Origin of the sequence: Pantoea sp. T14 (assembly GCF_036663535.1) — a bacterium.
GTDB lineage: Bacteria > Pseudomonadota > Gammaproteobacteria > Enterobacterales > Enterobacteriaceae > Pantoea > Pantoea phytostimulans.
On the sequence record NZ_JAWUEB010000002.1, the window covers coordinates 28108 to 39804 of the forward strand.

General features: G+C 53.6%; 10 protein-coding genes. 4 read left to right on the forward strand and 6 right to left on the reverse strand.

The annotated features are described in order from the left end of the window. Positions 1 to 132 precede the first annotated feature (132 nt). Genes SC127_RS00420 through SC127_RS00440 form a run of 5 tightly spaced genes read right to left on the reverse strand, consistent with a single transcriptional unit; the run spans position 133 to position 4560 of the window. The gene (locus SC127_RS00420; protein WP_243078989.1) at positions 133 to 1443 is read right to left on the reverse strand and encodes an NAD(P)/FAD-dependent oxidoreductase; all 1311 of its coding nucleotides are present in this window, start codon (positions 1441 to 1443) and stop codon (positions 133 to 135) included. Between the two features lie 17 nt (positions 1444 to 1460). Beyond that, entirely contained in the window at positions 1461 to 2210 is a 750-nt protein-coding gene (locus SC127_RS00425) for an amino acid ABC transporter ATP-binding protein (RefSeq protein ID WP_243078990.1), read from the reverse strand. Continuing rightward, complete coding sequence (locus SC127_RS00430) at positions 2207 to 3013, reverse strand: amino acid ABC transporter permease (RefSeq protein ID WP_243078991.1); 807 nt, start codon at positions 3011 to 3013, stop codon at positions 2207 to 2209. The genes SC127_RS00425 and SC127_RS00430 overlap by 4 nt, the downstream gene beginning before the upstream one ends. A gap of 2 nt (positions 3014 to 3015) precedes the next feature. Beyond that, positions 3016 to 3726: an amino acid ABC transporter permease gene (locus SC127_RS00435; protein ID WP_243078992.1), complete on the reverse strand. Its 711-nt coding sequence runs from the start codon at positions 3724 to 3726 to the stop codon at positions 3016 to 3018. A 9-nt stretch (positions 3727 to 3735) separates the two neighbouring features. Then, a complete protein-coding gene (locus SC127_RS00440; RefSeq protein ID WP_332624865.1) occupies positions 3736 to 4560 on the reverse strand; it encodes a transporter substrate-binding domain-containing protein in 825 nt (274 codons plus the stop codon). Between the two features lie 241 nt (positions 4561 to 4801). Here SC127_RS00440 and SC127_RS00445 point away from each other — a divergent pair, with 241 nt between their 5' ends. The 4 genes from SC127_RS00445 (at position 4802) to SC127_RS00460 (ending at position 10453) form a co-directional block, all read left to right on the forward strand. Beyond that, positions 4802 to 5602, forward strand: a complete 801-nt coding sequence (locus SC127_RS00445; RefSeq protein ID WP_243078994.1) for an IclR family transcriptional regulator — start codon at positions 4802 to 4804, stop codon at positions 5600 to 5602. A gap of 155 nt (positions 5603 to 5757) precedes the next feature. Continuing rightward, positions 5758 to 6462: an SDR family NAD(P)-dependent oxidoreductase gene (locus SC127_RS00450; protein ID WP_243078995.1), complete on the forward strand. Its 705-nt coding sequence runs from the start codon at positions 5758 to 5760 to the stop codon at positions 6460 to 6462. Positions 6463 to 6477: 15 nt separating this feature from the next. Next, positions 6478 to 7806: an NAD(P)/FAD-dependent oxidoreductase gene (locus tag SC127_RS00455; RefSeq protein ID WP_332624866.1), complete on the forward strand. Its 1329-nt coding sequence runs from the start codon at positions 6478 to 6480 to the stop codon at positions 7804 to 7806. 490 nt (positions 7807 to 8296) lie between these two features. Next, entirely contained in the window at positions 8297 to 10453 is a 2157-nt protein-coding gene (locus tag SC127_RS00460) for an ornithine decarboxylase (protein WP_332624867.1), read from the forward strand. Between the two features lie 159 nt (positions 10454 to 10612). Here the strand turns inward: SC127_RS00460 and mltC are convergent, their stop codons facing one another. Continuing rightward, complete coding sequence (gene mltC, locus SC127_RS00465) at positions 10613 to 11689, reverse strand: membrane-bound lytic murein transglycosylase MltC (protein WP_243078998.1); 1077 nt, start codon at positions 11687 to 11689, stop codon at positions 10613 to 10615. Between the last annotated feature and the right edge of the window lie 8 nt (positions 11690 to 11697).

Sequence of the window (11697 nt, forward strand, 5' to 3'; positions counted from 1 at the left end):
ACCGCCACAAGCCGCTTCCTTACTAACATATAGCAGCATCTTCCTCCCCCACGTGTGGGGGAGGACCGAGGTGGGGGACAGCCAGCACCAACTCACCTCACAGCCCGCACTCACCCAAACTCGCCAACTAACCTAATCTCGTACCTTATCAATCGCATCGCGCAGTCGATACCATCCGCTGACCAGCGGAACAAACCATGGCTTACCGTTATAAAGTGGAATAGGCCGGAAGTTGCTGCGTTCAAACGATAAGGGCCGCGGTTCGGTGCCAAGCAGTTTCTGTGCGGCGCGAAAGCCCAGCCAGCTCATCAGCGCCACGCCATTGCCGTTACAACCCACGGCGAAGCGCGCATTGTCCATTTCACCGGCGTAAGCCGTTTTATCACGCGTCATTCCTACAAACCCGCTCCACGCGTGGCTGATACGATAGGGTGCGAGTTCCGGCCAGATCGCCAGCATGCGTTGGCGAATGCGAATCGCCGCCGTTTTCTCATCGCAATCCATTATGCCGGGGCGCGACCCAAACAGCAGGCGCGTGCCGTCCGGGGAAGGGCGCGTATAAATGAGATCGCGGCGACTGTCGGTGATCATTCTGCCGCTGGGAATCAATCTTTCCAGTAACTCTCGCGGCAAAGGCTCAGTAGCAATTTGATAACTCTTCACCGGCACAATGCGTTTCGCCAGATTTGGCGTGGCGTCCTTTTCGGTATAGCCGTTGGTCAGGAAAATCACCGATTCGGCCTGAACGGTGCCGCGTTCGGTATACACCACTTTGCCGCCGCCTTCTGTTTTCACACTTTTTACTCGCGCATGTGAAAACAGCTGCGCGCCGTGCTGACGCGCCAGCGCCCGCAGCGCCCGATTGTACTTGCCAGGATGCACGCCGCCATATTCATCCACCAGAATGCCGCCGTGATAAAAGCGTGAGCCGATGATCGCCGCCTGATTTTCCTGATCCACTTTGTGTACCGTCACGCCCGTCACGCGGTGCAGGATATCGCCCATTTCATACAGGCTGGCAAGCTGCTTCTGCGTATGCGCGCCGAAGTAGCGTCCGCCGATAAACAGGTCAGCATCCAGCTGCTCACTGCGCACTAACGTCTGAATAAACGCGAACGACGCGATGGAGTCGGCAATCATGTGCTGAAACAGGTCGGGTGGAATGCCTTTTATCGCGCCGCCAACCACCAATTTTTGCCCGCTGCTGATCATGCCGCCGGTGCGCGTGCTGCCGCCGCTGCCGAGTTCATTAGCCTCCAGCAGCACCACGTTTTTTCCGTGACGCGCCAGCTCAACGGCTGCATTTAAACCGGCGAAGCCGGAGCCAACTATAACGACGTCTGCGCGGGCAGGCAGCGCATCCAGACAGGTTTCCGGTGGCGCAGCGTCCCACCAATAGGGCGTGGTTTTGAAATCTTCAGTAAAAATGGCCTGATCGGACATGATCTCTCTCTTCACTGTTACAACACCTGACCGAGGAACTCGCGGGTGCGTGCATCCTGCGGATCGTCAAAGAGCTGCGCCGGTGGCGCCATCTCCACAATTTTGCCGGCATCGGTAAAGCAAACCCGATGCGAGACTTCGCGGGCGAAACGCATTTCGTGCGTCACCAGCAGGCAGGTCAGCCCTTCATCCACCAGTTCGCGAATAGTATTCAGCACCTCTTTCACGGTTTCTGGATCGAGTGCGGCTGTCACTTCATCGAACAGAATGATTTCCGGCTGCATCGCCAGCGCACGCGCAATCGCGACGCGTTGTTGCTGTCCGCCTGAAAGCTCACCGGGATAGCGGCTCTCTTTACCGCTTAGCCGCACTTTTTCAAGCAGACGAATCGCGCGCTCGCGCACCGCTTCACGCTCATGTTTCAATACTTGCATCGGTGCCATCATCACGTTGTCGAGTACCGTGCGATGCGGAAAAAGGTTGTACTGCTGAAACACCATCGCCACTTGATGACGCAGCGGGCGCATCGCTTTTTCGCTGTTGATCTCATGAACGCGATGTTCACCCACGCGCACAAAGCCTTCATCAATCGGCAGCAAACCATTTATGCAGCGCAGAATGGTGGATTTACCCGAGCCGGAAGGCCCGATAATGCAGACCGCTTCGCCTTTGGCGACCTCCAGCGAAATGCCTTTCAACACCTCGGTTTTGCCGAAAGATTTATAAATGGTGTCCAGTTCAATCAGGGACGAAACGCGATCGATCATAGGGCATCCCCTTTGGTGTTGTTTTCCAGTCGACGCGCCAGCAGGGCGATCGGGTAGCAATAGCAGAAGAACATCAGCAGCACGGTGACGTAGAAATAAACCAGCGTGCTTTCGCTTTCGGTTGCCAGCGTGGTGCGCAGCAGCGTAACGACCTCTTGCACGCCAGTGACGGTAGCCAGCGCAGTGGAAATGGCCAGCAGCGCATACAGGTTCATCCATCCGGGAATGATGCGGCGCAGCGCCTGCGGTAAAATCACGATGCGATAAATCTGCCACTGGCTATAACCAAACGAGCGTGCAGACTCCCATTGTCCGCTGTGCACCGAGTTCACCGCACCACGGATCACTTCGGCGAAGTTAGCGGCAGTAGGCAAACTCAAGCCAATAATGGCTTTGAACAGCGGCGAAAAAGTGAAGTGAATACCCAGCAATTCCACGCGATAAGGCAGCAGATAAAGCATTGAAAACAGCAGCACCAACCACGGCGCGTTACGCAGAAAGTTCATCACCGCACGCGCGGGCAGGCTTAACCAGCGCCGTTTCGCCATCATCGCCAGCCCAAGAAACAGACCGAGCACGGTGGCGAACGCCATGCTGACGATGCTGATAAAGATGTTAAGCACGAAGCCGCCGCTCAGCGGCCAGCCCTGCATCGATCCGGTCAGCAGCAGCGGCAGTTTCTGCCAAACCTGATGCCATTCGCCGCCGGGATCGTTGAAGATGCTAAACAGCAAACCCAGCAGCGTCAGGATGAAAAAGGCCTGCTTGGTCTGGGTTTTGCGTTTTTGGTAAAGCATGTCCATGTTTAGCCTCCATATCCTGGGTAGGCGAGGCGACGTTCAACCCAGCCAATCAGCCACACCAGCGCACTCACCAGCACCACGTAAATCACCAGTACCAACAGCATCACTTCCAGCGTGCGGAAGGTGTCGTTATAAATCTGTCCGGCGGCGTACATCAGTTCCGGTACGGTAATCACCGACGCTTGCGAGGTGGTTTTAAACAGATTGGTTAACACATTGGTCAGCGGCGGCAGGCAGATGCGTGATGCAATGGGAACCTGTACATGACGAAACAGGCCCCAGCGCGAGTAGCCGAGTGAACGCGCCGCTTCCAGTGTGGCTTTAGGAATAGCATCGAATCCTGATCGAAAGGCTTCTATGCACAACGCGCCACCAAACAGGCTGAGTGAAAGGGCAGCTGACATAAAGGCGCTGACCAGCGGCACCTGCAAGCCGGTTAGCGGATCCTCCTGCGTAAAACCGATCTGCGTCAGCGTGAAATAAAAGAACAGCATTTGCAGCAGCGGCGGCGTATTGCGGAACAGCTCAACAAACAGCTCAATGGCGGCATCCAGCCACGGCAGCTTTAACGTCAGCGCCAGCGTGCCTGCCAGACCAATGAGGATCGCCAGCAGTGAGCAAAGCGCTGCCAGCTCCAGCGTTTGTATCACCCCCTGAAATAGCCACTGCTGATACACCGGATCCAGCAGCCAGGAATAGTCGAGTCCAAACATAGTCAGGCCTTAGTTCGCCGCTGTGCGAGCCGCTTCTGCACGTTTTTCAAGGTACGGCGATTTCGGCATGTCGAACGCTTTTTCCCATTCGATGAGCTTGTTTTCGCCTTCGGCTTTCACGATCGCTTTGTTCACTGCGGCCAGGAAAGCGGTGTCATTTTTGCGCACGCCACCCGCCATTGGGGTGAACTCATAGGGCTTTACGGCAATTTTGTAATCAGTCCAGCCCGCCTCATGGGTTTTGTTTTGCAGCGTCATGTCGTCAAACACCATCGCAATGCAACGGTTGTCCTGCAATGCACGATAGGCTTCTGGCAGTGCGGTAAAGTTCACCAGTTGCAGACCATACTTCTGGGTCACGGTTTTATTGAAGTAAGAGCCTTGAATGCCGCAGATTTTCTGGCCTTTCAGCTGTTCCCACTGGGTGAATTTCGCAGTTTTACGCGCCAGGATAGAAGGGCCCGCGGCGGAGACATACTCTTCACTGAAGTCGATCTCTTTGGCACGCTCAGGCGTCACGCCCAGCGTGGCCATGATCATGTCGATCTGACCCGCGTTTAAAAACTGGATGCGGTTCGACGCGTTGACCGGCACCAATTTGACTTTGTCCGGTGAACCCAACAATTCGTTGGCGATATAGCGCGCCAGGCTGATTTCAAAGCCCACGGTTTTGCCGTCGTTATCCATGTAGCCGTAAGGGGGATAATCATTTTTCACGCCGACGGTAAGCACACCCCGACTTTTGATATCAGAAAGCGTGTAGGCATAGGTAATGGCGGGAGCAGCCAGCAGCAACAGTGACGTGGCCAGAAAACGCATACGATGTTTTGTCATTTTCTTATCCTTCGGTAGTGATGGTTTGCAGGTTTTATGATGTTTTTTATAGGGATACGCGTTGTTTTTGCACTGCGTCACTGTCGTCTTAAAGACAATTTAGGGTTCGCAGATGGGCAAAAAGTGCGACTCACTTGTCAATCGAATATGAAATCTGATAGATATTTAGTCAACAAAAAACCATATATTGAAATCTTATAATTAAAAGTTTCACATTATGGAACTTATTGGGGCGGATAGGATGAGCGATAGCGCAGGAAAAAATGGCGTGCAGTTACTTGATCGGGCAGTCACGCTGCTCGATTTTGTCGCAGATGCGGGCAGTGAAGGCTTAACGCTGAAATCGTTATGCGAATTATCGGGACTGAATAAAGTGACTTGCCATCGCATTTTGAATTCGCTGGTAGAGCATCAGTTGCTGCACAAAATTCAGGGCGACAAGTGTTATCGGCTGGGCACCAAATTACTCATTTTCGGGGCGAAGGCTGCGCGTGGCCCGGGATTGCGCCGTCAGTTTCAGCCAGCGCTGGAGCGATTGCGCAAGCAGACCGGCGAAACGGCCATGTTAATGGCACGCGATCGTGATGATTCGGTCTGTATTGATCGCTACGACAGTGAATATCAAATGCAAACGCTGACCGGCTCGGTGGGCGGTTCGGTGCCGCTGGGATTAGGGCCGGGAAGCCTGGCGATTTTATCGTTTCTCGACACTGAACAGCAGCAGGAGATGTTGCAGCGAAATCAGGCGCGGCTCGAGAGCTGGCCAATGCTGACACCGCCACGTTTAGCGCGTTGGATTGCGGAGACAGCAGAACAGGGTTACGCGTTGGATACAGGCGAACTGATACCGGGTATTGCCGGTATCGCAGTGCCAATCCGCGTGGCAGGGGCGGGCGTAGTCGGTTCGCTCGGCCTGACTTTTTTGTCCCCACGGCTTAATGATGACGTTTGTCAGCGCTATGTAGCGCTGCTTAAACAGGAAGTGGCAGAAATTGAGCCGCTGCTAAGTCCACTCGATACGCGGTTACGTGCGTCGATGTAGGCGAGGATTTTGCATGATCTTTCTCAGAGGATTGTGCTGGCTTTTCCCCATCCCGGCCTTTTCCCGTGAAGCGGGGGAAGGCGATGCTGCCATATGCACGTTCAGAGCGAGCCCAAGGCAGCGTCTTCCTCATAACAAACATCAGGAGCTAAAACATGTCTATTTCTGGCAAGAAAGTCGCACTCATCAGCGGTGCCAGCCGCGGTATTGGGGCAGCGATTGCCGCTAACTTACTGGCCAACGGCTGGGCGGTGAGTTTGGGGTGCCGCTCGCCAAACGATGTACCGATTACCGACGCAGAAAGTCAGCTGATCTGCGCTTTTGACGCCTTTAATCCCGACAGCGAAAAAGCCTGGGTCAGCGCGACTATCGAGAAATTTGGCCGCATCGATGCCGTGGTTCACAACGCCGGTATGATGTTGCCCGTTTCAATCCTTGAAGCCAGTGATGATGAGTTTGACCGTACTTTTGACGTCAACGTTAAATCGCCTATGCGCTTGAGTCGCCTGGTCTGGCCGCATCTGCAAGCCAGCGGCGCCGGACGCATCGTGATGTTGGTGTCGCTGTCGGGCAAACGCGTTAAAGCAGAGCGCTCCAGCCTCTACTCAATGAGTAAATTTGCCGCCTTAGCGCTGGCCCACGGATTACGCAAAATTGGCGATGTCGATAGCATCCGCTGCACGGCGATTTGTCCTGGTTTTGTCGCCACCGATATGGGAACAGCACTCACTGAAATCTCAGCCGAAAAAATGACGCAGCCGGAAGATATCGCGCATCTGGTGCGTACTGTGCTTGAGCTGCCGAGCACCACCAGCATCGCCGAAATTCCCGTTAACTGGACGGTAGAAGATAGCTACTAACTGACGAGGTCAATCATGGGTCCAGGCGTTGATGCGGTGGCTTCATCAGATAACTTTCCAACGGAAACCGATGTCGTCATCGTCGGAGGTGGGATCATTGGCGTTGCTACGGCGCTGTCGCTGGTTCAGCGCGGCACTCGTGTGGTGCTGCTGGAAAAAGGCACCGTAGCGGCAGAACAATCAAGTCGTAACTGGGGTTGGTGTCGTCGCACAGGCCGTGATCTGCGTGAATTGCCGCTGATCAATCTCAGTATGCAGTTATGGGAAAACATGAACGCCACGCTGGGGCGTGAAACTGGCTTTCGCCGTAACGGCATCGTTTATGGGACGCGTACCGAAGCGCAATATGCGCGCCATCAACGCTGGATTGCCGAAGCTAAACAGCACGATATTCACAGTGAATTACTCTCTTCGTCACAATTACGCGAGCATCTGCCGCAGTTACAAGGCGAGTTCATTGGCGGATTGTTTACCGCGCTGGATGGTCGCGCAGAACCGCAAAAAGCGGCACCGGCGATGGTGTTGAAAGCAATGGAGCATGGCCTGAATCTGCAACAACATTGTGCAGTACGCACCATTGAACGCACCAATGGACGCGTCAATGCGGTGATCACCGAACATGGTGCGATACGCTGTCAGCAAGTGGTCACGGCGGGTGGTGCCTGGACGCGATTGCTGCTGCAAGGGCTGGATGTCACGCTTCCGCAGCTTAAGGTTTTATCTACCGTGTTGCGCACCCGGCCAGTGGATTTCGATCCAGGCGTTTGCGCCAGTTTTGGTAGCGTAGCGTTACGCAAACGGCTGGACGGGGGGTTAACCGTTGCCAGTTCTGCCACCAATACCGCTGATATCACGACCGATTCGCTGCGTTTCAGCCCACTGTTTATGCCGGCGTACTGGGTTGAGCGCCAGGCGCTGAAGCTGCGTTTAGGCAAACGCTTTGTCGATGAATTAGTTAACTGGCGGCCTGGCGTGGAAGATAAGCGATCGGTGTATGAGGCGGTTCGCGTGCTGGAGCCGCAAATCGATCCAGCTATTGTTCAGCGGATGCGGGAGGCTCTCGGCAAGGTGTTGCCGCCGCTGGCCAATTTGCCGGTAGCACAAAGTTGGGGCGGTTTGATCGATACTCTGCCTGATGCGATCCCCGTGATCTCTGCGGTAGATGAAGTGAAAGGACTTTACGTCGCTACCGGATTTTCTGGTCACGGCTTTGGTATTGCGCCAGGCGCTGGGCAGCTCATGGCTGATCTCGTATTAGGCAGCACGCCCTCGGTAGATCCTCATCCTTTCCGCTTATCACGCTTTAGTGACGGTGAACGGATTCGGGCGCAACACTGGTTGTAGCACGTAACTGCACCTTATGCGCGGCTGCATAAATTTGCATAAGGTGCAGATATTTAAGCGTTTTACTCTCTGGTTATTTTAATAAAATATTATTTATCAACGACTTGTGTGTTTATCATTTTGACTGATTAATTATCGCTGGCGGGTTGTCGCTGTTTAAAAAAAGTGACATCATGACCGCCAATTTTTGACACCCATTTCCATCTTTACAGAGGACGCCGCCATGGCCGGTACAATGCGCATTTGCACTTGTTCCCGTTCGCTACTGCGAAAGCGCGCGCTGTTTCCCTCGATCATTTCAGTGACACACTCCTCGCTCACCATGCGGTGAGGCCAGCCTGACGCACGCTGTTGGACATGCGTAAGGGCAGAGCTCATCTGACTTTACTGATGTCTATCGGTTTAATCCGTCTGACGTTATTCGCCGGGGAATCATCCCCATTGCTGTGCCTTTGGCACCCACTCATCCTTGACGCTAGGGATTTGTGCTATGACACCACTAAAAATTGCTGCCAGCGCCGCTGTGGCGCCTAACTTGACTCTCAACACCGCGCGCGACGTGGTAACGCTGGACAACACTGATTTTACCGACGTGGCGGCTGTCGTCGTCTCTTTGGCTGATACGCGCAGTGGCGTGCTGGCACTGTTACGCCACACCGGTTTCAATTTGCCGGTCTTCGTGACCAATGCCTTTGAAGAAGAAGTGCTGCATTTGCCTGGCGTCACTGGCGAATTAAACGGCGAGCCCGAAGAGTGGGCTGCGCTGGAAGCCGCTGCGCAGGCCTATGAATCTGAGCTGCTGCCGCCATTTTTTGAAACCCTGACCAAATATGTCGACATGCAAAACAGTACTTTTGCCTGTCCGGGACATCAGGGCGGGGCGTTCTTTAAAAAGCATCCGGCAGGACGGCAGTTTTATGATTTCTATGGCGAAAACGTATTTCGTTCAGACATGTGCAACGCCGATGTAAAACTGGGCGACCTGCTGATTCATGAAGGCTCAGCGAAAGACGCGCAGAAGTATGCGGCCAAAGTCTTTAACGCGGATAAAACCTATTTCGTACTGAACGGCACGTCAAGTGCCAACAAAGTGGTGACCAACGCGCTGCTGACGCGGGGTGATTTGGTGCTGTTTGATCGTAATAATCACAAATCTAATCATCATGGTGCGCTGATTCAGGCGGGTGCTACACCGGTTTATCTGGAGGCAGCCCGCAATCCGTTTGGCTTTATCGGCGGCATTGATGCGCACTGTTTTGATGAGGATTATCTGCGTCAGCAAATCCAGAAAGTTGCCCCGCAGCGTGCCAGCGATGCACGTCCGTTTAGACTTGCCATTATTCAGCTCGGTACTTACGACGGTACGGTTTATAACGCGCGTCAGGTGGTGGATCGCATCGGCCATCTCTGCGACTACATCCTGTTTGATTCAGCGTGGCTGGGCTACGAACAGTTTATTCCGCTAATGGAAGGGTGTTCACCGCTGACGCTGGAATTGAACGAAAACGATCCCGGCATTTTTGTCACGCAGTCAGTGCATAAGCAGCTGGCGGGCTTTTCGCAGACCTCGCAGATTCACAAAAAAGATAACCATATTCGTGGGCAAAAGCGTTTTTGTCCGCACAAACGCCTGAACAACGCGTTCATGCTGCACGCCTCGACCAGCCCATTTTATCCGCTGTTCGCCGCACTGGATATCAATGCCAGAATGCATCAGGGCGATGCAGGTCGTCGCATGTGGGATGAGTGCGTGATGATCGGTATTGAGGCGCGTAAAGCGATCTTTGAGCGCTGTGAAATGATTCTGCCGTTCGTACCGGAAACCGTAAAAGGTAAAGCCTGGCAAGATGCACCTACAGAAGAGATCGCTCGCGATCTGCACTATTTTAGCTTCGAACCTGGCGCGAAATGGCACGGTTTTGCCGGTTACGATCGCGATCAATACCGTGTTGATCCCTGCAAATTACTGCTGACCACGCCAGGTATTGATGCAGCGAGCGGCGAATATGCAGCGTTCGGCATACCCGCAACCATTCTGGCTAACTACCTGCGCGAGAATGGTATCGTGCCAGAAAAGTGCGATCTTAACTCAATTCTGTTCCTGCTGACGCCTGCGGAAAGCCCAGAGAAAATGGCGCATTTGGTGACGATGCTGGCACAATTCGAGCAGCATGTGAAAGAGGATGCGCCACTGGCTGAAGTGCTACCAACTATCTATCGCAAGAATGCTAAACGTTATGCTGGATACACGCTACGCCGCTTGTGTCAGGAGATGCATGATCTCTATGTCAGTCATGATGTGAAAGGTTTGCAGCGCATGATGTTCCGTGAGGAGGGTCTGCCAGCGGTGAAAGTGAATCCGCAGGATGCGCATCAGGCGTACATTCGCGGTGACGTTGAACTGGTGCCGATTGCCAAAGCCGAAGGGCGAATTGCTGCTGAAGGTGCGTTGCCGTATCCGCCGGGCGTGCTGTGTGTTGTGCCGGGTGAAGTTTGGGGCGGAGCGGTACAGCGTTATTTCCTGGCTCTGGAAGAGGGCGTGAATTTGTTGCCAGGCTTCTCACCTGAATTGCAGGGGGTTTACACTGAAGAAGATAGTACTGGAAACAAATACTTAGTCGCAAATATGATGGTGGCTGGCCGCTAGGACGAGCCTGGGCTGCGGCGGGTTGTGGCCCGCCAGCCTTTTGTTATTGCCGTAACCGGGTGAGCTCGTTTCGTTCGCCCGGCAATTAGGCAGTTTCATTTTTCCCACGGCCTGACGAACGAAACGTCTGTTGTCTCTCGGGCTCGAGCCCGAGAGTGATTAAAACTGCCGGTAGCTGCGTTGCGCAGTGCTCACCTTGGTCAGATAACGACGCGATTCAGAGCTGGGATGCTGCTTGGTCAGCGTCTGATAAACCTCGTTCGGCGACATACCATTGATGATATTGAACGCACGATCCTTATCACTGGAAAAGACCCGTAATACGCTGCCTGCACCGCCGTTATAGGCGGTAATAACCGCATAGCGACGTGACAACGGATCCTGAATTCCGCCTAAATAACTCTTCTGCAGAATCGAGATATAAGCCGTTCCCGCATCAATGTTGTTCTCGGGATCAAGCAAATAGCTGCGGCTCGGTTTGCCCCATTTGCCCTTCATGCGGAACACATCAACGCCGGCGGTATGCTGCACAACCTGCATCAAACCCAGCGCATCAGAGTGGCTAACCGCATAGGGGTTGAAACTCGATTCAGTTTGCATGATCGCTAAAATCAGTGAGGCATCCACGCCATACTCTTCAGCAGATTTGCGCACCATCGGCAAATATTTATGCGCACGTTTGTCGAGGTGGTTCGGCACCATCGGAATGGTAATCGAGTAAATCACATGCAGGCCCGAAGTGCGGCGCTTCAGCTTATTTTGGATCAAATAGTCAGCAAAGTTTTCAGCGCGACCTTGCCAGCGAATGGCCTGTCCCGTGTTATCCAGCACCTGACCATACAGCAGCGGCTCTTTGCTGATCACGATATCGTTGGCATCTGAATAGAGGTCAACGTTGCCAGGATCTTCACCAATCAACAGCGTGGTAACGATCGCCTGGCGCAAACTGGCCATGGGATCGGTGCCTGCGATGGTTTCAATCGTGATGCTACCGCTTTCAAAGTTGATGTGACTGCGGGTGTAATAGTTGTCGCTGTACTTGACGTAATCTTTCGGTCCGGCGATCAGAACCTCATTAATACCCCAAATGTTTTCGATGTTATGGGCGAATTGCCCCATCAAAATGTCAAACCCGTTGGTGTCTTTAACCCATTCTTCGTGAGACTGCTGTTTTTTTCCGGAGCAGGAAGCCAAAAGTGGTGCAATCACCAGCAGGGCTATCAATCTTTTATTCATTGGAAATA